Here is a 23,011-nt window from a genome sequence, read left to right as displayed (position 1 = left end):
TCTTACTCCCCACAAATAGCGGGATAACAATAGAAAGGAAATATTTATATGCGAAAATATACGATTGCATTATTCATCATTGTTTTGTTTTTACCGTCCTTCTTATTTCCTATTCAAGCAAATGCTCATACGAATAAAGTTGCTATTGTCATTGATGATTTCGGAAATAATATGAAGGGGACTAATCAAATGTTATCACTTCCCATTCCACTCACTGTTGCTGTTATGCCTTTTCTTCCTTCCACAAAAGAAGATGCAATAGCTGCCCATAAGAAAGGCCATGAAGTTATTATACATATGCCAATGGAACCTATAAAAGGTAAAAAAGAATGGCTTGGGCCGAAAGCAATTACAACTGATTTAAGCGATGAAGAAATAAACAACCGACTTGAACAAGCGATTCGAGAAGTACCGCATGCAATTGGAATGAACAATCATATGGGGTCAAAAGTAACAGCGGATGAAAGAATTGTTCGCCTTATACTTGCTGCTTGTAAAAAACACGGTTTATTTTACTTAGATAGTAAAACGAATCCTAATAGTGTCGTCCCAAAAATCGGAAAAGAATTAGGAGTTCCTATTATTGAAAACCAACTATTTTTTGATGATGTGTATACAGCAGGACATATTTCAAAACAAGCCCAATTACTCATCAAAAAAATTCAAGAAAAACCTATTATGGTAGCTATCGGGCATGTGGGCCCTCCAGGTGAAATTACATCACGCGTTATTGAAACTTCTATCCCTAAAATTCGTGAGCATGCAGACTTTATTTTCTTATCTGATCTAGCATTATCCCCGCCTCCTGTTTCAAAATAAAGTTCATTACTCACATAAAGTAAAACTTTAATCAGCCCTCACCAATTGGGCTTTTATGGGCAATCCGTCCCCCCACTTAACTTCTTTACTTGCGCTGAATTTTGAAGCGCGGATTTTACTGCCCACAAATGGCGGGACAAAAAAGTACCTATCTATATATAACAGATAGGTACTTTTTTTAACTTAAATATAATCTACATGACTCACTCTGAATCCTTTTTTCTCTATTCTTCCGATTAATTGCTTTAATCTTGTTTCATCTAACTCATCTGATATATTTACAATAACGCGGCGGATATATTGATCACCGTTATCTAACGTAAATAGGCCACCGATATTATATGCTTTTAACAATGTCCCAAGCTCTTTAATCGTTCCCTTACAATCTTGTGTTGCAATTGTTAATATATAACCACCTGTTCGCATACCAAATGAATCTTCAATAACATCAAATATATTCGAATGCGTTAACATACCGACAAATTCATTATAATCATTTAGCACGGCTAAAAACGGAAGCCGACGAATTACATAAAAAGCTCTGAAGAATGAATCCTTTTCAAAAATAAATGCATTGGAATCATCAAGCATATCCCCTGCACTTACATGCTCTAATCCGCTATTGCATTTTTTTCCAATAAATCTACTTTATAAATAATCCCCGTGAATTTCTTCTCATCTTCTGCTAATACCGGGATGGCTCGAAATCCCGTTTCGTTCATCATTTGCAGTGCCTCTTCACCAGAATCATTTATCTTGCAAAATGTTACTTGCTGCTTTGGCAGAAAATGATATTTAACTCGCAAAATATGTTCCTCCTTACATGTCAACATGTAATCTATATATAATAAGGAGACCTATATTTTATGAGTGAAATTATTTTTAAAACGCTTTCATTTGTTTATTAACTTGTATCCATATCACATCCATTTTTATATAACAGAGCTCCTTGCACCCTTAATCATTAATAACTTTACATGATAGTTCATTAAATATTCTATACCCTCTAGCCATTTTTTCGCTTCTTCTGGCGTTTTTCCCCACACAATCATGCCGTAATTATGAACAAGAACTACTCCTCCACCTTCAATGAAATTCGGAACATTGCTTTCTAATAAATCAGCGAATTTTTTTTCATCTTCTACAATTGGAATTGTCATTTCTGTTATACCTTCTTTTCCGAAAACACGCTCCACACTGCGTTTATCGAACGTTACTTCTCCTTCTTCCCCATATAACTCTGATATTAAATGACTATCTACAGTCTGCACTTGTAAAATACATCCTGCACTACTTTTTTTATAAATATCCGCATGCATAAATGACTCTGCAGCTGGTTTTTCTTCATTTTCAAATACTGACTCGCACATGCAATTTACGACAATAAAATCTTCTTCCGAAAATAGCCCTTTATCTCTTCCCTCAACATTTACTAAAAATGTTAACGGCTCTTTTGACGTACATAGCGATAAGCTAATTTTGGTACCATAAAACCAATCACGAAGTGCCAATTCAGATTTCACATCTTTTAATTCATTCCATTTCTTCAGAAAAAATAACATTTCGTCACCCCCGGCATAATATTCATATAAGGTTCGAATCCTTTCTATGTAAAAGGAATATTTTTTGATTATTCTAAAAATTTAATTGAATTATCACATGAGAACGCTTTTTTGTCAATATAGTTTCGTGGTTCTTCTTTAAAATAGGCTATTCATATGTCTATACTCCTATCTATTTCATTTTGCACATAAAAAATACGCTATTCTTTAATTAAAGAATAGCGTATTTTCCTCATTTTTTATTCCGCATTAACGGGCAGCCCGATTGGTGAGGGCTACTAATCAGTGGGGAATGAACAAAACCCCCACTGAATAAAGTTTCACTTTATTTCTTTATTGCATTATACAAAAACTGCGCGTATTGTTCACGTGTTACGAAATTATCTCCTAAAAAATTCCCTTCCCCGTCGCCTTTTGATATTTTATTATCCACTAAAGCTTTCACATATCCTTTCGCCCAATGGCCATTTGGTACATCTTTAAAATTCTCTGCACTATTTTCATTTTCTTTTAACTGAAATACTCTTTGTAGTACTACTGACATTTCATATCGAGTTAATACTCCATCCGGACGGAACATACCATTTCCATAGCCTGTCATAATTCCAGCTTGAACCACTGCATCAATAGCCGTTTCATACATATTTCCTTTCGTATCTATAAATGCCGTTTTTTGTTCTAGATTATTTTCTAATTTTAAATACCTTTGTATTAGAAGTGCTACTTGTCCACGAGTAATGTTATCACCAAATCCAAATTCACCATTTCCATAGCCTATAAATAATTTTTCTTTCGCTAAGTAATTAATTGCTTCTTCTGACCAATGTCCCTTTGGTACATCTTTAAATTCTACCACTTCTGTTTTCTCATCTTCTTTAGATGTATTACCGTCTTTACTTTCTACTACATTTTGAATAACAGATCCTGTAAAGAAGATTCCTGTATCCGCGAATGGATCTTTCACACCAAATTCATATACTTTCTCACCTGGTGTACTCCATTTCACTACACCATTACTATACGTACCATTATCGCTCTTCAGACGGATTTTCGTAGAAATCTCACCATCTTTTTCATATATAGGTACTTTTACTTCTTTATTTACTTCTGTTTCCTCTAAAAATACTTTTTGATTTTGGACATTAATATAAGCCGTCTTACTTAGTTCTATAACTGGTCGGACATCACGGATTTCATTTGCAACAAAACTTAGAAATACTAATTTTTTTAAATTACTAACTGGTGATAAGTCTGAAATATAATTCGCTTCTAAATCAAGCTTTTGTAAGTTTACTAAACTTGATAATGGAGTAATATCCTTTAACTCATTGTTAGGTAAGTGTAATTGTTTTAACTGTGTCATCTTACTTAGAGGAGTAACATCTTTTATTTCATTTTTCCCGATCCACAATTCTTCTAATTGCTTCATTTGCTCAATGCCGGATAAATCTTTAACTTTATTACGTGTTAATACTAAGTCTGTTAAAGGTAATGAATATAACGCTTTAATATCTTCAATTTGATTACCTGCTAAAGTTAAGTATGTTACATTTTTCAAAGCGCTTAATGGAGCAACGTTCGTAATTTTATTATTTGCTAAATTCAAGTAATCTAGTTGTTCCATTTTCGCTAATGCTGTTACATCTTCTATTTGGTTGCCTGATAGATATAAACTTTTTACATTTTTCATTTCAGTTAGTGGTGCAACGTTTGTAATTTTATTATTACTTAAATCAAGAGATTCTAAATTATCCATCTTAACAAGTGGCGTTACATCTGCAAATTCATTACCACGCAAAGCTAAATGATTTAATTGCTTTAAGTTCGCAAAGAACGACGGGTCTTTTATCTTCGCATTCGCAACTGTTAAAGATTTTAAATTTGGCATATATTTTAATGCACTATAATCAAGTATCTCATTTGTATTTAAAAACAAATCCTTTACTTGTAATAAATCTTCTTTCGTAATTGGTGTATTTAAATCTTTTCTATTAAATACTTTTTTATTAACAAGCTGTCTTAATTTGTTATCTGTTATCATATTTTGATTATCAACTGGATTATCCGTTTCCGTATTTCCTGAATTAGAGTTATCATCTGGTTTCTCTGTTTCTTTGTTACCTACAGTTGGATCTTTAATTTCAAATTGAACTTGATATTTGTGATCATATCCAATAGCTGGAATAAGTATATGCATTTGCATATTGTGCTTCTTCTCAAACTCGCCAATTTCAAATTGAACTACTTTCGTTCCATTCTTCCTCTTATCTTCTGACAAAACCTTCACATCATGAAATACACCAGGCTGGTTTTTATCTTCTATTCTAAGATATTGAAAATAATCGCTATCTTGCATTGTTACAGTGACAATTTTTTTGCCAGCTGCAATCGTTACTTTAGGATCTTTTATATATTGAGAAACCATAGATGGCTCGTCTTTTTGGTCCTTATATATTTTAATTTCAGTATCATACGTGCGATCACTCGCTGCTGCTACCGATTGATTTGCTTCAACTTTTAATGCCGCTAATGCTGGAGTAGAATACGTAGCAAATGGAATTGCTAATGTTGTCGCTACTACTAGCGCCTTCATATAATTTTTTTTCAAAATAATATCCCCTATCATATACAATTTTTATAATTGATAACCCTTATCAATTACCCACAAATAAATGATAATGAATATCATTCTCATTGTCAATGAGAATATTACATTAAATTTATATTTTTAAAGATAAAAAATAAAAAGCCCTTTATTCAAAGGGCTTTTTTACCTATCGTATGAAGAATTTCACTTTTTTCCTTCTCATTGATGACACCAATTTTTTGCAAAATATTCGCGTACAATACAAGTTTATTATATATTCGTTCTGACATGTTCTCCCTTCTTTCCTTCGACCAACTTTTTTTGTATTGGTAAATTATATGAAAGAGATGAGAAAATGTGTCCACTTTTTGCATAAATGCAAATCTTTTATTTTACGATTTGCAGACAATAAAACTCCCTCCTAAAAATTAGGCGGGAGTTTAGGTACTTTCACTTTATTTAACAAACTGTCCACTGAATATTATGCTTCATAAGTTCTTCTTCAAAACTATATGGCATTTTTTTATCACAAATTACATGTTGAATACGTGAAAATGCTGCTATACGATAATTCCCTTTCACGCCTATCTTCGTATGATCACATAAAATATATGTTTTCTCAGCTAATTTCATCATCGCTTCTGACAATTTCGCTTTCTCTAATTCAAAGCTGGAAACTCCAAAACTAGGTAATAACCCATCAATCGAAACGAACGCTTTATGAAAATGGAATTGCTGTATTACTTGCTGAGAAATAGACCCTGATACACGCGAATGCTTTGGAGATACTTTTCCACCTATAAATAAAACTTCACCGTGAAACATCTTTTTATTAATAGAAGAAATTAATTGTGTTGCGACTGGAAATGAACTTGTTACAATCGTTAAGTTTTTACGATGAACAAGGTATGGAACCATTTGAAGCGGTGTACTTCCATCATCAATTGCAATGACATCACCATCTTCTACAAATGTCGCTGCTTTATAACCAATTCTTTTCTTCTCTTCTATATGTAGCATTTCTCTTTCTAACATTGGCGCCTCTACCCCAGCGCCTGGAAGTTGAACAGCTCCACCATACACTTTTTTCAGCTTCTTTTCACGATCTAATTCTTCTAAATATCGACGAATCGTTTCTGTTGATACAGCAAATTCTCTCGCTAATTCTGAAACCTTTACTTTTCCTTTAAATTCTACCTTTTCAAGAATGGTTCGCTTTCTTTCTTCTCCTACTACAGACATAGATTCACCTCATTTATATCTCCCTCATAAGCTTCCTTGCTTATACAAAGTTATAATTTTCTTTATAAGTAGAAACTTCTTCATGAATATGAATACCGCGCTTTGCTAGTTCATCAAAAATTAATTGTGGATTTTCAAAAGCTTCTTCAGGCGTAACAACACCCACCCTACTTACATTTCCAGTTGCAATTAACTCTGCAGCAATCCCAAATGGAATACCGACGTTTCTCGTATACGCCCTTAATTTTTCCCATCCTACAACAGAACCATCAGATAACGGATGTGTATGATATAACACATGTCTTTGCTTCTCATTATTTTTCATACCTATTACTTCTACATGAAGTGCATAACCATAAAGCTCTGTTTCTTGTCCTTCTTTCGATTGCAATAAATACTGCGAAATACAATCCATAATGCCTATTTCTTTCCCGTTTATTTCAATCTGATCATTACGCAATATGCCGTAATCATATAAAGCACGTACAAGTTGCATATTTTGCTTCGGCCAAGTTCCTCTCGTCTCTATCAGTTTGACACCTTTATTTTCTAGTGCCTTTGCTAACGTAATCGTTTCAGAATGCGGAATGATATACTGCGTTTCCTTACCATAAGGCGCTGGCAATTCTATTTCTCTCGGACGCGCAAACGGAAGTACTTGTTTAAATTCACCATCTTCATACACTGTACGCGATGGTAAATGTGGATCATATTCATATGTCGTTGTCTCTGTAATTGAAGCAGAAAAAGCAATCGGACGATACGAACCGTGACTTACGCGGACAGACTCTACAGTATCCAGTTGATTTGCTGCATGCATTGCCATCATTTGCGTTACATCTGGCGTCATGCCAAACCCAGGCAAACATGTTTTTTCATTTTGAACAAATATAGCATGCGATTCATTTTCTTCACCAAATCCATTTAAGTTCACACCGTGACAGCCTGCTTCTGCAATACAGCGAGTCGACAATCCATTTAGCTTTATCGTCGTACCGTCCATTACAATGTCATAACCTTTCATTTTTGCAACCGTATCCTCGTGATTTGTTACATCTACTTTTACAAAATCAACACGAGGATCGTTGAGCCATTCTACTACTTTACGGCCCTCTTCCTCGTTAAAATCGGCTACAGTAATCGTCTCAAAAGATGAAAATTGAATTAAATCCAAAATAGCTTCACGACAAATTTTACCTGCTCCACCTAAACAAAATACTTTCACCCAATAACAGCTCCTTTAGCAATACTATCAACTAAGCGATTAATATCTTCTTCATGTACATCACCTATATTTCCAATGCGGAACGTATCTACTTTCGAAATTTTCCCAGGGTAAATAACAAATCCATAGCATTTTAATTCGTTATATAACTGTTGAAACTCGAACTCCCCTTTTGGATAAATGAAAGATGTAATAATAGGAGATTGATATTTCTCATCTACTAGTGGCTTAAATCCGATTTCTCCCATTCTATTCACTAGTAGTTTTTGATTGTTGTAATATCGATTGTAACGCGCTCTTACTCCACCCTCTTTTTCTAGTTCAAGTAGTGCTTGATAAAAAGCATGTACAACATGTGTAGGTGAAGTAAAACGCCATTTCCCATTTTGTTTTTCCATCGTTTCCCATTGATCATATAAATCAAGAGATAAAGAGCGTCCTTGCCCTTTACACTTCAATAATTCATCACGTTTTGCGATTACAAATCCGAATCCAGGAACCCCTTGAATACACTTATTCGCACTACTAATTAAAAAATCAATTTGTAAATCAGCAATGTCTATTTCAATCCCGCCGAAACTACTCATCGCATCAACAATTGTAACCTTTCCATACTGCTTTCCTAATTTACATACATCTACAATTGGATTTATAATGCCTGTCGTTGTTTCACAATGAACAACTGCAATATGCGTAATCTCTTTATCTTCTTCCAATAACTTTTCTACTTCTACAATATTAGTAGGTTCCCACTCTTCTGTTTGGCTGACCACTACATCAATCTGTAACATCTCTGCCATTTGTACAATGCGCTTACCGTACGCACCATTTGTACAAACGAGAAGCTTCCCATTTCCCGGAATAACAGAGCCAATTACTGCTTCAACTGAAAACGTACCGCTTCCTTGCATTAACACTGTTGTATATTTCTCTTCTTCCTTCGTCGCTAACGATACAAGTTTAGCTCTTACTTCTTGCACCATCGTATTATATTCAACATCCCACGTACACCAATCGTATAGCATAACTTCTTTTACTGATTTTGTTGTCGTTAATGGTCCTGGTGTTAATAATAAGTAGTGATTTTCATTCATGATCCCGTACCCCTTTTATGAAATAATAAGTTCTTGTTTCTCGATATGTTCCATTACGTTTTCGAGCTCCTGCATCGTTTCAATCGTAAAATGAGCCCCATTTTCAACAAACCGATTACGAACTATTTCTATTTTTTCACGAAGCTCTACCGAATCCATACTCTCCACTTCCTCTTCCGTTAAACCGAGCTCACTACTTCCAAGAATTACACCAACTGTCCACATTCCAGCATTTCTACCTTCTTTCATATCTGATACTGTGTCCCCTACTTTTATCATATGGTTCATCGGATACACACCAAGTTCCATTGCATTTTTATAGCACATCCATGGGTATGGGCGGCCTGCTGGAACATCATCTGGCGTAACAAGAAAATCAGGTTTATATCCTTGTAACGCTGCTTCCTTTGCTACAATTTCCATCATTTCTCTCGTATAGCCCGTTGTTGAACCGATTTTAATGCCTCTCTCACGTAAAGAAGCGATTACTTCTTTTACCTCATCAATCGGCGTAGCATAACTTGGTAAAATAGAAAAGAGAATTTCTTCAAACTCTTCATACATCTCATGAATGTCTGCTTCTGTTGGTAATTGACCGAAGACACCCTTCCACTCATCCGCAATACGAGGCATTTCTGTTAGTGCCCTTACATGATCTATTTTTAATAATCCCATTGGCTTACGTGCTTCTGCTGCTGTAATTTCAACGCCACGTTTTTGAAAAATCTTCATGAATACTTCTAGCGGTGCAAAACATCCGTAATCAACCGTCGTACCTGCCCAATCAAAAATAACTGCTTCAATTTTCATTCTGTCCATCACCCTTCTTACTTATCTTTTTTGCCATTGTGAAGTTCGGTTACGAAGTGCTTTCGTTCCCCATTCATATACAACTCTCACTACAATATTTGTAACAACAATAAGTACACTCATTGCAGCTGCTGGTGCTACATTTCCTGCATCATCCATATTTACGATTGATACGGCAGCTAGTTTAAAATCAGCTGCATATAGGAATACAACTGCCGATACAGTTACCATTGAATTTACGAAGTAGTACATTACCATTTCTAAAATTGCTGGTAAACACATTGGTACTGTTACTCGGAAGAATGTTTTATAAAACGGAATACCCATCGACTGCGAAACAAGCTCAAACTCTCGGTCTAATTTCTTTAAGGCAGTCGTTGCCGTGACAAATGTTACAGAATAAAAATGAATGATATTTACTAGTACTAATACAGCAATTGTTCCGTATAAAGAATGAAACGGATTCGTTACTGATAGTCCAAGAATTTGAATCGTTGGTTGACTAAAGAAAAAGACATATCCTAATCCGAGTACTAAACCTGGTATCGCTAACGGCACTATAGAGAAAAAGTAACCTGTTTTTCTGAAAAATTGTAGCTGGTCTATTTTCTCAATTGCATATGCGAATACAAATGTTAAAATCGCCCCAATAACTGCTGTAACTGCTGAAACAATTACGCTATTTTTAAATGCTTCAAGTCCATCTCCTGTTAAACTTGAAAAATTAAAATGCTCAAATGTAAAACTCATATTATATGGCCATACTTTCACACTTGCAGCAATACCAACTGCAACAAATAATAGAATGATCATAAGTGTAATCACACTACAATATATGAATGAGATTACATCTCTTTTCTTATTAGCTATTATTCTGTATGGTACTGCTTTTGAAGATAAGAAATTCGCCTGCTTTCTTTGCGTAATACGATCAACTACAAATGCGAATATAGCTGGGATTAATAAAATCATTCCGACAGTTGCACCCATCGGCATATTTTGCTGTCCAATTACTTGTTTGTATACGTCAGTAGCAAGCACATTATATTGACCACCAACAATTTTTGGTGCCCCAAAATCAGTAAAACTAAGTGTAAACACAACAAACATTGCACTAATTAATCCGTACTTTACACTAGGTAAAGTAACCGTGAAAAATTGCTTTGTTTTACTCGCCCCTAACATATTAGAAGCTTCATATAAACGATAATCAGATCCTTGGAAGGCAATTAGCAATATAAGAAAGGCTTGTGGAAATGTATACATAACTTCAGCTATTACAATTCCTACTGGTCCATATAAAGGGATTTGTATACCTTCAAATAAACCAAACATTCCTTTCGTTACTAGCCCTTGATTACCAAATAAATATGTAAGTGCTATACCGTGCATCATCGTTGGTGCGAACAATGGTAATAACGCTACATACTGAAATACACGCTTTCCAAAAACATTCGTACGGGCAATTGCATATGCGTAAACGAATGCGATTGCAACTGAAATAATTGTTGTTGCGCCAGAAATCCATACTGTATTTTGTAAAGACTGAACTAAAGTTGGTGTTGTGAAATATTTACTGAAATTCGCTAAACCAACGAAAACTCCATCTTTATTATAAAAAGCTTGTGTAAATAGTTGTAATAGCGGTAATACAAGTATGATAAGGAAAGAAAAAATCATAACGATAATTACGAGCCTTTGGATCCATTCCTCTTTCCCTATACTTCTCTTAATCTTTTTTTTCGTACTTTCTACCTTATAGTTTTCTAACATCTCCATCTATACAATGACCTTCTTTCCATATGACAACATATGATTTTCTGAGAAAGAGATTTGAATCGGCTTTCCTTTTCTAATAGCCGTTGCTTCTACTTCTGATGCTAATATATCCACTACAATTTTCTCATTATAAAGGTGTGTGTTTTCTTCTAAGACTCGCACTTCCGTCCGATATACAGATCCGCGAAATTCCATACTTTCCACAACTGTTTTAATACCGTCCTTTTGTACAATTGTTACATGTTCAGGACGAATTGCATGTTCTTCGTTATTTTTCGAAAAGAAATTAATAGCACCAATAAAATCTGCCACAAACGGATTGGCTGGTCTTTGATAAATCTCCTCTGGTGTTCCAATCTGCATAATTTCCGCATGATTCATTACAACAATTTTATCAGCCATCGTTAATGCCTCTTCTTGATCATGCGTTACCATAATCGTCGTTACTCCTATTTTCTCTTGCAAATCACGCATTTCCCTACGTAATTTTTCACGCACTTTTGCATCTAAAGCTGATAACGGCTCATCGAGTAACAAAATATCTGGAGACAGAGCGAGCGCACGTGCAAGTGCTACTCGCTGCTGTTGTCCACCAGACATTTGAGCAGGATATTTATCTTTTACATTCAGCAAATCTACAAGTTTTAACGCATCTAGCGCTTTCTCTTTCACTTCTGCTTTCCCATATTTTTTTGTCTTTAAGCCGTATTCAATATTTTCAAGTGCTGTTAAATTCGGAAATAAAGCATACGATTGGAAAACCATTCCGAAGTTTCTCTTTCCAGGAGGCAATGCTGTAATATCTTTTCCATTCACAGCTATACTGCCAGTCGTTGGTTCCTCTAGTCCCGCTAAAATGCGAAGCAACGTCGTTTTCCCACAGCCACTCGGGCCTAATAAACAAACAAACTCATTTTTGTTCACAGTAAAAGAAATATCTTTTAATGCTGTAAATGCATCAAACTGTTTTTGAATGTGTTGAATTGATAAATATTCGCTCATTTTTCTCTCTCCCACTCACTTACTTTTTCGGTTCTGCTTTTTGGCCAAACTCTTTTTCCCATTTTTCTAAAATTTTGTCACGATTTTCTGCTGCCCATTTAAAGTCATTCTTTTTATATAATTTTTCAGTAACATCTTTCGGGAATCCCTCTGGAAGTTTATAATCATTTTTAATTGTCGCAAATCCATTTTTCTCAAAGTATAACTTCATTACATCATCAGTAATTGCCCAATCTAAAAATGCTTGTGCTAATTTATCATTTTTCGCATTATCTTTCTTAATAAGTGCGTTCGCTTCTACTTCCCACCCTAATCCTTCTTTCGGCAGTACAACTTCAACTGGTGCACCTTTTTGTTTCTCTTTTAAAGCACTATAAACCATTGATACACCGACTGGATATTCACCTGCTCCTGCTAATTTCGCTGGTTTTGATCCTGAATGCGTATAACTTGCCATATTATCATGAAGTTTCTTCATGTAATCCCAGCCTTTATCTTCACCCATGATTTGTAGCCATGCAGAAACTGTTAAAAATCCTGTTCCAGATGATGCTGGATGTGGCATAACAAGTGTTCCTTTATACTCTGGTTTCGTTAAATCTTCATATGATTCTGGCATCGGTAAATTTTTCTTCTTTAACTCTTCTTTATTTACAGCAATCCCCGTCATAAATGCAGTATTTCCTACCCATTTTTCAGGTTGCTTATCATCTTTAAATTGTGGAAGAACACGATCTGCTCCTTTTGGAGAGTATCCTTTTAACATATCTTTTTTATCTAAAGCTAATAGACTTGATGCCGCAGTTCCCCATACAACATCTGCTTGTGTATTTTTCCCTTCAGCTAGCAATTTCGCAGTAATAACTCCTGTTGAATCACGTACAATGTTCAATTTCACATCAGGATATTTCTTTTTAAAGGAATCAAGATAAATTGGTACAAGCTCTTCTTCAATTGCTGTGTAAACAGTTAATGATCCAGATAATTTGTCATCTTTCACTTTCGCTCCAGCACTTTCTTCCTTCTTTGCACCACACCCCATTAATAACGAAAATACCATTCCAGTCGCTACAGCTTTAAAGATTGTTTTTTTCACTGTTTCTCTCTCCTTTTACAAATCTTATGTACAACTCAAATATAAACAACTAGTGTAAAAGCAGTATTAAACCAACATTAATCTTTTGTTTGTTGTTTGTTTTTGTGTAATACGTTGCTACTTCTATGTTTTTTCGCATTTTTCTGCTAATAGAAAACACTAAATTTACAAATAATTAAAAAAACCTTTATAATCCCACAAAAAAATGAGGCGTTTGTAAAAAACGCCTCATTTTTGTTTCCCTTTTTTTGAATTACGATTAGCATACTTTGCGCTATTTTCTCCTTCATACTCTAATGCAAATTCTGCATCTGGTAAGCTTTCTTTCGGAGTTTTATTATTATTGATTGCCGCATTTTGTTTCACTTTTCTTTTTACCAATACATTCACCTGCTCTCAAGAAATCACTTTCTACTCTAGTTTGAAACAACTTAAAATAATTATTACTGGCAAGTGTTAACAAGTACATAAGAGGCGTTAGATGGAAATACTACGTATGAAGAAATCATTATAAAAAGGAGCGATATTTTTGAAGAAAAAAGAAAAGATTCAATCACCAATTTTAGACGAAACGCTCCCGCATCAAATGAATTTTCCATCTTTTAAAGGAACAGGAAAAACGATGCAACAACCTTTTGTGAATCAATATGATGTTGTAATTGGAGACAGTAAATATAATTCCGAGAACAGTCCACTTAACAATTGGAGTGATAAAATAGATCCTGCCATTATGGCTGGCGATGAGTGGATCCATCCTACAAATGATATTGGGTGGATTTCAGAAGAAAATCAAGAGTTGCTAAAAAACGAAGCGGATAATAAAAATGAAGCTTTTATGCATCCACAATTTGGAATTAACGACTAAAAAACCATTCTACCTAACGTAGGTAGAATGGTTTCATACTATCCAATAATAATCCGCTCTTTCGGGTATTTATAGCGAGGTGGTTGTTCCCTTCCACCACTAGCTAAAATAAATGTTAAAATACCAACGCGTCCGATAAACATAAGCACAATAAGTACAAGTTTCCCAACAGTTGTTAAATCAGGCGTAACACCTGTTGATAGTCCCGTCGTTCCGAAAGCAGAACAAACTTCAACAATTAAGCTCATAAGCGGTACATTTTCCGTAATAGATAAAATGAATAGCGCAGTAGCACATAACAAAATCCCCATCGTCATAACGACAGATGCTTTCAGTACATCCTCTTCATGTAGCTGACGTTTGAAGACTCTAACTGTTCTACCACCCCTTGCAAAGGTATATAGTGACAATATACTAACAGCAAATGTTGTTGTACGTATTCCGCCCCCAACCGAACTTGGAGATGCCCCTATAAACATTAATATACTCATAAATAAAAGCGTCGGTTGTGACAATTTACGTATATCCATCGTAGCAAGTCCACCACTTCTCGTCGTCACAGATTGGAATAATGTATAAAATACAGTTTCATGCCATGACTTTCCTACTAAAAAATGATTTCTCTCCAGTAAAAAAATCATAATTGTACCAACAACAACGAGTGCAAAAAATGTTGTTGTCGTCAGTTTTGTAAATAATGAAAAACGGAATAATTGTTGTCTCCTTTTACTAAGGAATTGTTTCACTTCCATTAGCACAGGGAAACCAATCGCTCCTAAAATAATTAGTAACATATGAATCATTTGAACAATATAATCTTTTTTATAAGGAATTAATGATTGTCCTGTTAAATCAAATCCGCCGTTCGTAGTCGCACTAACAGCTGCAAAGAAACCGTGAAAATAAGCTTCTTTCCAAGTCGGAAAGTAAAGTAAAAATCTTGTACCTAATAGGATTGCTCCAATAAGTTCTATTGAAATAATTACAATCAAAATAGAACGCATCAATTCTACAAGACCCGATAAATTCCCTTGATTATGGTCTGCCATAATTAATCTTCTTCTTTGCAAACCAATCTTTTTCCCCGTAATGATCCAAACAAATGTACCAAGCGCCATAATTCCTAAGCCGCCTAATTGTAGAATAAGGGCTAAAACAATAATTCCTGCTGTAGTAAACGTATCTGAAATCGTAATAACAGACAGTCCCGTAACGCTTACCGCACTAACCGATGTAAAAAGCGCATCTATAAATGTCCATTTCACACCAGGCTTCGTAACAAACGGTAAACTAAGCAATATCACCGATACAACTACTGCTAACAAATAAAACAAAACGATGAGTTGTACAGGACGTAATTTTTGTAAAAACTTTTTTATATCTCTCATTCCATCACTTCGCTACCTTTTTTCTATCGATTAAATAAAGAAAAATCTTTACTTTCTTTATTTGTAAATAACTGCTCAAATAATTTGGCAAAGACCATTCCATATACAGTTCCATTACCTCCATACGGCAATGCGTAAAACAAATTATGTATCTTTTCGTCTTCTTTTAAAATGGGGAGACCATCATGAGTACCACCAAATGCGGCTGCCCAATAGTAGTCTGCCTGTATATTTTTATACTGCGGGAACATCTCTTTTACAATATTAATAAGGATATCACGCTTATGCAATAATTTCGTATCACCAATTGTTTGAATTTGCAGCGCTTCATCTAATCCGCCTACTATAATGCGGCTTCGATACGTTCGAAAATATAAGTAGGGCCGTGCCGTTTCCCAAATTAACGATCGCTCATGCCAGCCTTCAAACTGATCTATTTCATTTGTTACAATTGCATAAGAGGTGTCTACTGTTGTATTTTTTCTTTCTTTCTTTCCAAAAAGCGCTTCATAACCTGTCGCCATAATAATATTCTTTGCTACAATTTGATTTCCTATTTTCGTGTAACAAATTAAATCATTTTTACGTTTTTTTATATGTATTGCCTCTGTATGTTCATATATATTAGCTCCCATTTGATTTGCTTTATGCAAAAGACTGTGCGCTAATAAATACGGATTCACCTCGGCATCACCGTGTGTATATAATGCCGCTTGTTTTATGAAAGGATAACGTTTCTTAATATCAGATTCTGTAAAATACTCAACAGGAAATCCATAATTCTGTAACGTATTGTACTCCTCTTGTAAAAATGAGACATCCTCACTTTTACTTGCATAATATAAACTACTTCTCAGAATAAAATAGGGATCAATATCGAGAGTAGGTACCACTTTCTCCATTGTCCGTAACGCTTCGTAACACAGTTTATATGCTCGTACCCCTTTTTCTTCACCAAATGTATGGATAAGTGAGGTTAACGATTTATCATGAAGAAACTGTAATACACCTACATTTGCAAATGTACTACCACATGCAATTTCTCTTTTTTCAATAAGCATTACACTCATACCTATTTTCGCTAAAGAATACGCTATATGGGCACCTGCTTCGCCACTTCCGACTACAAGCACATCACATATCATATCATTTCCTAACGGTGGATAACAAGGTACTGAAACTCCTGTATTCCAAAACAACTTACCTGTCATAAGTTTCATAATTATACTCCTAAAATATAAATTTCTCCTTTCTATGTTTTGTTATTTTTCATAAAAAAATCCAACTAACATAGGCTAGTTGGATTTTTTATTTTTAATTAGAACGCTCTTCAAGCCAATTTCCAATCGTCGGATATGTTTGTTTTACAGCTGTTCCACCGTAAACGATAGACATATGCCCTGTTGGTAAACATACATATTGTTTATCTGTGCTAGAAATATGGTCTAGTAATGCTTCTACTTGACATGGCAAAGCGATATGATCACGTTTCCCGGAAATATTTAAGACATTCGCCTTAATATTTGCAAGATCTACCTTTTGTCCGCGAATAACGAGTTCACCCTTAACCAATTTATTATTTTGATAAAAATCACGAATCCACTGTCTGTATGATTCACCTGGGAACGGAATACCATCACCAACCCACTTTTGAACCAATCTCCAGCTTTCGACGAAGCGTTCATTCTCTGAACGATCTACTAGAGCAACATATGGACCAACAAAGTTCGTAATTGGCTTTAACATTTTGTTTCCGAAATCAATCATTTCTGGCGGAATATTTCCAAATGTATCAACCGCTTTATCTAAATTGAAGTATTTCTCATCTAATAAAGGACCATACAATCCTGTTTCAGAGAAATCAAAAGGACTTGTCATGAAAATTAAATTACGAATTGGCATGTGCGGATGAAGCGCTGCATAAATAGAAGTTAGCGTTCCACCCATGCAATAACCAAGTAAAGAAATCTCGTCCGATTTTGCAGTTCGCATTACTTTTTTTACTGCTTTTGCAATATAATCAAACACGAAATCATCAAATTTCAAATGACTATCTTCTAAACCAAATGTGCCCCAATCAAGCATATATACATCAAAACCACGATCCACTAGATATTCCACTAAACTATTTCCAGGAGTTAAATCCATAATATATGGTTTATTAATAAGAGCATATATTAACAGAATTGGAACTCTTTGTGTTTTTTCTTGTTTTGGAATGTAGCGATAAAGCTTCGTCTTATTCTTCGTCCAAATAACCTCTTTCGGCGTTAATCCGACTTGCGGCTCTGGTTCACGTAATAAAATTTCACTCGCCCTTTTCACTCGGCGGTATGCTTTTCGGTACTCTTCTGGGTATAGCTCTAATTGCTTTTCCCATTCTGTTGCGAATGTAGTCATTTTTCTATCTCCTTTTTGGTCGATTTCCTTCTTAAAAAAAAAGAAGTGCATTCCTGCTATGGATATGCACTTTTTTCTTACTTCATTACATATATAATCCGCCGTTAATGTTTAATTGTTGACCTGTGATATACGCACCGTCACGGCATAGGTATACTACACCTTTTGCAATTTCATCAGCTTGACCAAAACGTTTTTTCGGGATTTTTGCAACGATTTTTTGACGTACTTCTTCTGGTACTTCTGCTACCATTTCAGTATCAATAAATCCTGGGCAAATAGCATTTACAGTGACATTTGTTTTTGCAAGTTCTAACGCTAATGATTTTGTAAATCCTAACATACCCGCTTTTGCTGCTGAGTAGTTTGTTTGGCCAAATCCACCTGCTTGACCAATAATAGAAGAAATGCTAATAATTCTTCCTTCTTCTGCTTCCGTTATGTATGGAAGAACCGCACTTGTCGTATTAAATACGCTGCTTAAATTCACGTCAATTACGCGCTCCCAATCTTCACGATTTAACTTTTTGAATGTACGGTCTCTTGTAATACCAGCATTATTAACAAGAATATCAACTTTACCAAAATGATTCACAGTTTCTTCTACAAGTCGGTTTGCATCTTCTACTTTAGAAACATCCGCTTGCACTGCATAAACGTCATGTCCTTCTTTTCCTAATTCATTTACTAAATTTTCAGCTGCTTCTTTACTGCTATTATAGTTAATAACTACTTTCGCTCCCTCTTGTGCTAATGCTACTGTAATTGCTTTTCCAATTCCTTTTGCTCCACCTGTTACGATTGCTACTTTTCCATTTAATTGAACCATTTCTTTTCCCCCTTAAATGAATTTGTGAACGATTGTTATGAATCATTTTGGTACTCATACTATAGAGTCCATATATAATTATGTTTCGCTGTTTATACGTGAAAAGAGATTCTCCCTCTCTCTTTTATCTGTTATAAACAAGCGCTTTTATCATTTTTTATTTTCTGGTTTATTCGCAGGCTTTACCTCTTCTTTTACAGGTACTTGTAGTTTAGCTAGTACTGCATTTTGCTTTTCTAGCAATTCTAAAATTTGATCTACTTTTGTTTCAAGCGTACGAATATCTTGTTTTACTTTCGTTACATCACGCTTTAATGTAGGAGCTTGCCCTAAAGAATCTACTTTCTCCTCTAGAAACTCCTCAATGTTATCTACTTTATTTTCTAAGTTAATAACAAGCGTAGCCACTCTTGCGATATCCTCTTTCGTCGGCACATTTACTTGTTCTAAATAGTTTTTTGTCGTATCATTTAATGCTTTTTGATAAAACAAATTCAAATCTAGAACGCTGCCCATCCAAGCAGAATATTCTTCTGTTTTAATTGTTTCATTGAGCGCTTTTCCCCAAAATGTTTCGGTTTGTTCATAAGCATTTTTCCATGCTTGTAGTGGATCGAATTTTTGATCAATCACTTTACCTACACTCCCTTTTTCGTTTTTGAAACAATTCAACCTATTCACTATTTTCTAATATTCTGAATAAAACTTCAAGTCTATATTTTATTTTTTTCTATTTTCTAACAAATGTGTTGACTTTAAAAACAGATAGGTGTAAATTGCACTTATAAGCAAAAAATTCCATCTAACTGATTCATGAGGTGATGCACAATCATGCTACAAAATGAACCAGAACAACGCGAAAGTTTGGAGAGCAACCAAGCGAAACAACCAAACTCCATGCCAAAAAACTTCTTAGTTCCCTTCTTACTTCTCTGTCTAAAAGACTGGAGTCTTCATGGTTACAAACTTATTCAAATGCTAATGGATATCGGCTTTTCTTCTGTTGACCAAGGTAATGTTTATAGAACACTACGCAAATTAGAAAAAGAAAACCTTATTTCTTCTACTTGGGATACAAGCGATGGAGGGCCGGCAAAAAGAATTTATTCTTTAACTGAATATGGAGAGCAATATTTAACAACATGTGCGACTTCTTTTGAACATTATCAAAATATGTTGCGAACGTTTTTCACGTTATACACCAATGCATTCTTTCCATTTTCTACTTCTCCAGAAAAGGATGAAAAGGATTCTTCATCTTCACCTGGTGGTACAGCAGAGTAATCTGCGTTCACAATATGCAAAAAAACATTTGGGGGTCAAACAATGGAAACTAAACCATACGAATTAGTCGATGCATTTTGGAAAAACTGGTCTCAATCACTTTCCCTTTTCTCTTCAGCTGGGAAGCAATTAGAGCAACTTACTTTAGAAACATTAAAACAACAACAAGACGCTTTGCATAAATTAACATCAGGAGTAGATGAACTAGAAAAAGAACTACAACAACTCACTGTTCAGTTCAATAACCAATATACAGATTACGTGAAACAATTAACTGGAAACTCCTTAAATGATCAAATTAACGAGTGGCAGGACAAATGGAAGGAACTTTCTGCTCATATGCATCAGCTTACTGTTTCTCCTACAAAAACATCATTGTCAATTCTTACCCAAACAAGCGGCCAATTTGAAGAAACAACAAAACAATTTATTGAGCAACAACAATTACAACGTGAAGAGGCTCAAAAACAGTTAGAGGGTTTTTTGGAAGAGTTCAAGTCAAAACAGTTGGAACTCGCAAAAAAGTTCGAGGAAAACTCAAAAAATCTATTTACTTCCATCAAGTAAGAAAAATGTGGGAGCTAACCGCAGCACAAACAAAACTCTTTCTTCCTCCTACTACATCAAGATGGCTAACATTTTTCGATATGGAAAAGAAGGAGGACAAAATGAATCCATTTCAAGAAGCACAAACTGTTCCGGAGCTTCGCTATGATGAGATTCAAGTCGGTGATCAAGCATCCCTTACAAAAACAATTACAGATGAAGATGTTATCAATTTTGCAAAATTGACTGGGGATGTGAATCCTATTCACATTTTAGATTCTTTTGCAAAAACGACAATGTTTAAAGAACGTATTGCTCACGGTATGCTCGTTTCGAGTTTTATTTCTACCATCCTTGGAACGAAACTCCCAGGCAAAAATACGATTTATTTATCCCAAAATGTTTCATTCCGTGCCCCTGTCAAAATCGGTGATACACTTCGCGTTGTGGCAGAGGTTATTAAAAAGCGTGATGATAAAAAAATCATTACGCTGCAAACAAACATATATAATCAATCAGATGATATTGTCGTGGAAGGAACAGCGACAATACTAAAAAAAGAGTAGCAAATTTGCTACTCTTTTTTCTATCCAAGAACTTCTAATCGCACCGATTACTTCCGCGTATGAGTACGTCGTTTCCACATAAAATAACGTTACCAGTTTAGATAAGAACTTAGCTGAACTGGACTACTCATAAGGATGTGTATCAACATGGTAAAAACAAACAAATTATTAGTTCCAGGTGCAGAACAAGCACTTGAACAATTTAAATATGAAATTGCACAAGAATTTGGTGTAAGCTTAGGATCTAATACAGCATCTCGTTCTAACGGTTCAGTTGGCGGTGAAGTAACAAAACGTCTTGTTGCTTTAGCTCAACAACAATTACGTGGATAATAATATAACATATGGCTTAGAGGCAGATATTCTCTGCCTCTTTCTATTTTCAACATACATAATGGTGCTTTTTCACATACTAATCAAAACGAAAGGAGCGATCTGTAAAATGAAACGGATTAATATTAGCATGAGCCCTCCCCGCGTTCTTACTTTGTCTTTTCTTGTATTATCAGTTGTCGGCACATGTTTATTAAAACTACCCATTGCTACGACAACGTCCATTTCATGGCTCGATGCCTTATTTACAACCGTTTCCGCTTGTACTGTTACTGGGCTTGGTGTTGTAGATACTGGAAAAGTATTTACTTTGTTTGGACAATGTGTCATTTTAACGCTTATACAAGTTGGCGGGCTTGGCATTATGAGCTTTGCTGTCTTAATTGCGATTATGCTCGGAAGAAAAATCGGTCTTCAAAATCGAATTTTACTGCAACAAGCATTAAATCAAACGAATATCGGCGGCATCATCCGTCTTGCCAAAGCATTATTTTTATTCTCTTTTACAGTCGAATGTATCGCTACTATAATTCTTTCTTTTGAATGGGTACCAAAATATGGGGTTATGAAAGGGATCTATTATAGTTTTTTCCATTCAATCTCAGCCTTTAACAATGCTGGCTTTTCTGTGTGGAGCGATAATTTAATGTCCCATTCTCATAGCATTCTTGTCAATCTCGTCATTTCCTCTCTCATCATCTTAGGTGGAATTGGTTTTACAGTAATCGTAGACATAAAAAGAAAGAAAAACTTTAAAAACCTTACACTACATTCAAAACTTATGCTCTCTTCTACTCTAATCGTCAACATTATTGCTACCCTTTTTATTTTTATATTCGAGTTCCATAACTCCCTTTCTATGAGAGGTTTTACCCCATTTGAAGAAGGATTGGCCTCTTATTTTCAAGCAATTTCAACGCGAACTGCCGGGTTTAATACTGTTGATATTTCTACATTGTCAAAACCTTCTCTCCTATTAATGATGCTCCTTATGTTTATTGGTGCTGGTAGCGCTTCAACTGGTGGTGGGATTAAGTTAACAACATTTTTAATCATATTTTTTGGCGTATTTAAATTTTTACAAGAACAAGAGGATATTGTTGTATTTAAAAAATCCATTAAAGATACTCTCATTGTCAAATCATTAACCATTACTATTATTTCCATTTCATTTATCTTTTTTGCTATTTTAATTTTGAGTATTACTGAGCGAGTTCCTCTATTGATGAGTGCTTTCGAAGTATTTTCAGCATTTGGGACTGTTGGCCTCAGTATGAATTTAACACCCCACTTAACTATAATCGGAAAAGCTATTATTATCTTTATGATGTTTTTCGGGAAAATGGGTCCTTTAACATTGGCTTTTTCATTTGCTCGTAAAAAGAGCCTGAAAATAAAATATCCGAATGAAGATATTTTAACAGGTTGACAACCGTATAAATTATCCATATAATGAGAATACAATAACATATCTCCAAAGGGGAGTAGCGTCCAAGAATATTTCTTGGAAACAAAGTCGTCATTACGTAGAACTTAGTTCTTCCGGCTTTGTTGGCATTTTTTATTACATATGTCTAGCAAGAC

22 protein-coding genes and 1 pseudogene are annotated in these 23,011 nt (G+C 34.9%); 7 read left to right on the top strand and 16 right to left on the bottom strand.

From position 1 onward, the window contains the following. Positions 1–48 precede the first annotated feature (48 nt). Positions 49–819, top strand: a complete 771-nt coding sequence (locus MHH55_RS00690; RefSeq protein ID WP_001234110.1) for a divergent polysaccharide deacetylase family protein — start codon at positions 49–51, stop codon at positions 817–819. Positions 820–1,002: 183 nt separating this feature from the next. Here the strand turns inward: MHH55_RS00690 and cbpA are convergent. The 11 genes and pseudogenes from cbpA to MHH55_RS00635 form a co-directional block, all read right to left on the bottom strand. Then, positions 1,003–1,625, bottom strand: a pseudogene (gene cbpA / locus MHH55_RS00685) (cyclic di-AMP binding protein CbpA). A gap of 126 nt (positions 1,626–1,751) precedes the next feature. Continuing rightward, positions 1,752–2,381 carry a class II aldolase/adducin family protein gene (locus MHH55_RS00680; RefSeq protein WP_000896006.1) on the bottom strand — a complete coding sequence of 210 codons (630 nt, stop codon included), beginning with the start codon at positions 2,379–2,381 and terminating at the stop codon, positions 1,752–1,754. A gap of 325 nt (positions 2,382–2,706) precedes the next feature. Continuing rightward, on the bottom strand, positions 2,707–5,007 hold the full coding sequence (locus MHH55_RS00675) for an NEAT domain-containing leucine-rich repeat protein (protein WP_074554761.1): 2,301 nt from the start codon (positions 5,005–5,007) through the stop codon (positions 2,707–2,709). Positions 5,008–5,427: 420 nt separating this feature from the next. Continuing rightward, positions 5,428–6,210, bottom strand: coding sequence for a DeoR/GlpR family DNA-binding transcription regulator (locus tag MHH55_RS00670; RefSeq protein WP_000117665.1), 783 nt, complete (start codon positions 6,208–6,210; stop codon positions 5,428–5,430). A 40-nt stretch (positions 6,211–6,250) separates the two neighbouring features. Then, positions 6,251–7,435 (bottom strand): saccharopine dehydrogenase family protein, encoded by a 1,185-nt coding sequence (locus tag MHH55_RS00665; RefSeq protein ID WP_078186381.1) that lies wholly within the window; start codon positions 7,433–7,435, stop codon positions 6,251–6,253. Further along, complete coding sequence (gene phnW / locus MHH55_RS00660; protein ID WP_001004784.1) at positions 7,432–8,529, bottom strand: 2-aminoethylphosphonate--pyruvate transaminase; 1,098 nt, start codon at positions 8,527–8,529, stop codon at positions 7,432–7,434. The genes MHH55_RS00665 and phnW overlap by 4 nt, the downstream gene beginning before the upstream one ends. A gap of 15 nt (positions 8,530–8,544) precedes the next feature. Then, positions 8,545–9,339 (bottom strand): phosphonoacetaldehyde hydrolase, encoded by a 795-nt coding sequence (phnX, locus tag MHH55_RS00655; RefSeq protein WP_000687393.1) that lies wholly within the window; start codon positions 9,337–9,339, stop codon positions 8,545–8,547. A gap of 21 nt (positions 9,340–9,360) precedes the next feature. Then, positions 9,361–11,118 carry a putative 2-aminoethylphosphonate ABC transporter permease subunit gene (locus tag MHH55_RS00650; protein ID WP_000425532.1) on the bottom strand — a complete coding sequence of 586 codons (1,758 nt, stop codon included), beginning with the start codon at positions 11,116–11,118 and terminating at the stop codon, positions 9,361–9,363. Then, positions 11,119–12,120, bottom strand: a complete 1,002-nt coding sequence (locus MHH55_RS00645; protein WP_078186380.1) for a putative 2-aminoethylphosphonate ABC transporter ATP-binding protein — start codon at positions 12,118–12,120, stop codon at positions 11,119–11,121. A gap of 19 nt (positions 12,121–12,139) precedes the next feature. Beyond that, positions 12,140–13,216 (bottom strand): putative 2-aminoethylphosphonate ABC transporter substrate-binding protein, encoded by a 1,077-nt coding sequence (locus MHH55_RS00640; RefSeq protein ID WP_000750893.1) that lies wholly within the window; start codon positions 13,214–13,216, stop codon positions 12,140–12,142. 228 nt (positions 13,217–13,444) lie between these two features. After that, on the bottom strand, positions 13,445–13,597 hold the full coding sequence (locus tag MHH55_RS00635; protein WP_000240799.1) for a hypothetical protein: 153 nt from the start codon (positions 13,595–13,597) through the stop codon (positions 13,445–13,447). Positions 13,598–13,745: 148 nt separating this feature from the next. Between MHH55_RS00635 and MHH55_RS00630 the strand changes: the two genes are divergently transcribed. Further along, positions 13,746–14,081 carry a DUF3905 domain-containing protein gene (locus MHH55_RS00630; protein WP_000726025.1) on the top strand — a complete coding sequence of 112 codons (336 nt, stop codon included), beginning with the start codon at positions 13,746–13,748 and terminating at the stop codon, positions 14,079–14,081. Between the two features lie 38 nt (positions 14,082–14,119). Here MHH55_RS00630 and MHH55_RS00625 read toward each other — a convergent pair whose 3' ends face one another. The 5 genes from MHH55_RS00625 to phaR form a co-directional block, all read right to left on the bottom strand. Further along, positions 14,120–15,469, bottom strand: coding sequence for a TrkH family potassium uptake protein (locus MHH55_RS00625; RefSeq protein WP_078186378.1), 1,350 nt, complete (start codon positions 15,467–15,469; stop codon positions 14,120–14,122). Between the two features lie 23 nt (positions 15,470–15,492). Beyond that, entirely contained in the window at positions 15,493–16,689 is a 1,197-nt protein-coding gene (locus MHH55_RS00620) for an NAD(P)/FAD-dependent oxidoreductase (protein ID WP_000772573.1), read from the bottom strand. 94 nt (positions 16,690–16,783) lie between these two features. Then, a complete protein-coding gene (gene phaC, locus MHH55_RS00615) occupies positions 16,784–17,869 on the bottom strand; it encodes a class III poly(R)-hydroxyalkanoic acid synthase subunit PhaC (protein WP_000206336.1) in 1,086 nt (361 codons plus the stop codon). Positions 17,870–17,954: 85 nt separating this feature from the next. Further along, a complete protein-coding gene (locus MHH55_RS00610) occupies positions 17,955–18,698 on the bottom strand; it encodes an acetoacetyl-CoA reductase (RefSeq protein ID WP_000250414.1) in 744 nt (247 codons plus the stop codon). Positions 18,699–18,848: 150 nt separating this feature from the next. After that, the gene (gene phaR, locus MHH55_RS00605; protein ID WP_000566942.1) at positions 18,849–19,331 is read right to left on the bottom strand and encodes a polyhydroxyalkanoic acid synthase subunit PhaR; all 483 of its coding nucleotides are present in this window, start codon (positions 19,329–19,331) and stop codon (positions 18,849–18,851) included. Between the two features lie 198 nt (positions 19,332–19,529). Here phaR and phaQ point away from each other — a divergent pair, with 198 nt between their 5' ends. The 5 genes from phaQ (at position 19,530) to MHH55_RS00580 (ending at position 22,856) form a co-directional block, all read left to right on the top strand. Then, a complete protein-coding gene (phaQ, locus tag MHH55_RS00600) occupies positions 19,530–19,982 on the top strand; it encodes a poly-beta-hydroxybutyrate-responsive repressor (RefSeq protein WP_000939955.1) in 453 nt (150 codons plus the stop codon). A 42-nt stretch (positions 19,983–20,024) separates the two neighbouring features. Continuing rightward, positions 20,025–20,549: a polyhydroxyalkanoic acid inclusion protein PhaP gene (phaP, locus tag MHH55_RS00595; RefSeq protein ID WP_078186377.1), complete on the top strand. Its 525-nt coding sequence runs from the start codon at positions 20,025–20,027 to the stop codon at positions 20,547–20,549. A gap of 101 nt (positions 20,550–20,650) precedes the next feature. Continuing rightward, positions 20,651–21,094, top strand: coding sequence for a MaoC family dehydratase (locus tag MHH55_RS00590; protein WP_001067916.1), 444 nt, complete (start codon positions 20,651–20,653; stop codon positions 21,092–21,094). A 147-nt stretch (positions 21,095–21,241) separates the two neighbouring features. After that, positions 21,242–21,427, top strand: a complete 186-nt coding sequence (locus MHH55_RS00585) for an alpha/beta-type small acid-soluble spore protein (RefSeq protein ID WP_000241212.1) — start codon at positions 21,242–21,244, stop codon at positions 21,425–21,427. A gap of 109 nt (positions 21,428–21,536) precedes the next feature. Further along, on the top strand, positions 21,537–22,856 hold the full coding sequence (locus tag MHH55_RS00580) for a TrkH family potassium uptake protein (RefSeq protein ID WP_078186376.1): 1,320 nt from the start codon (positions 21,537–21,539) through the stop codon (positions 22,854–22,856). Positions 22,857–23,011: the final 155 nt, after the last annotated feature.

Origin of the sequence: Bacillus sp. FSL K6-2944, assembly GCF_038005385.1 — a bacterium.
Classification (GTDB): Bacteria; Bacillota; Bacilli; order Bacillales; family Bacillaceae_G; genus Bacillus_A; species Bacillus_A cereus.
This window is presented reverse-complemented; position numbering and strand designations above follow the sequence as displayed.

Coding starts and splice junctions, on each gene's coding strand:
- MHH55_RS00690 (WP_001234110.1), top strand. CDS start 49: ATGCGAAAATATACGATTGCATTATTCATCATTGTTTTGTTTTTACCG.
- MHH55_RS00680 (WP_000896006.1), bottom strand. CDS start 2,381: ATGTTATTTTTTCTGAAGAAATGGAATGAATTAAAAGATGTGAAATCT.
- MHH55_RS00675 (WP_074554761.1), bottom strand. CDS start 5,007: ATGATAGGGGATATTATTTTGAAAAAAAATTATATGAAGGCGCTAGTA.
- MHH55_RS00670 (WP_000117665.1), bottom strand. CDS start 6,210: ATGTCTGTAGTAGGAGAAGAAAGAAAGCGAACCATTCTTGAAAAGGTA.
- phnW (WP_001004784.1), bottom strand. CDS start 8,529: ATGAATGAAAATCACTACTTATTATTAACACCAGGACCATTAACGACA.
- phnX (WP_000687393.1), bottom strand. CDS start 9,339: ATGAAAATTGAAGCAGTTATTTTTGATTGGGCAGGTACGACGGTTGAT.
- MHH55_RS00650 (WP_000425532.1), bottom strand. CDS start 11,118: ATGGAGATGTTAGAAAACTATAAGGTAGAAAGTACGAAAAAAAAGATT.
- MHH55_RS00645 (WP_078186380.1), bottom strand. CDS start 12,120: ATGAGCGAATATTTATCAATTCAACACATTCAAAAACAGTTTGATGCA.
- MHH55_RS00625 (WP_078186378.1), bottom strand. CDS start 15,469: ATGAGAGATATAAAAAAGTTTTTACAAAAATTACGTCCTGTACAACTC.
- MHH55_RS00620 (WP_000772573.1), bottom strand. CDS start 16,689: ATGAAACTTATGACAGGTAAGTTGTTTTGGAATACAGGAGTTTCAGTA.
- phaC (WP_000206336.1), bottom strand. CDS start 17,869: ATGACTACATTCGCAACAGAATGGGAAAAGCAATTAGAGCTATACCCA.
- MHH55_RS00610 (WP_000250414.1), bottom strand. CDS start 18,698: ATGGTTCAATTAAATGGAAAAGTAGCAATCGTAACAGGTGGAGCAAAA.
- phaQ (WP_000939955.1), top strand. CDS start 19,530: ATGCTACAAAATGAACCAGAACAACGCGAAAGTTTGGAGAGCAACCAA.
- phaP (WP_078186377.1), top strand. CDS start 20,025: ATGGAAACTAAACCATACGAATTAGTCGATGCATTTTGGAAAAACTGG.
- MHH55_RS00590 (WP_001067916.1), top strand. CDS start 20,651: ATGAATCCATTTCAAGAAGCACAAACTGTTCCGGAGCTTCGCTATGAT.
- MHH55_RS00585 (WP_000241212.1), top strand. CDS start 21,242: ATGGTAAAAACAAACAAATTATTAGTTCCAGGTGCAGAACAAGCACTT.
- MHH55_RS00580 (WP_078186376.1), top strand. CDS start 21,537: ATGAAACGGATTAATATTAGCATGAGCCCTCCCCGCGTTCTTACTTTG.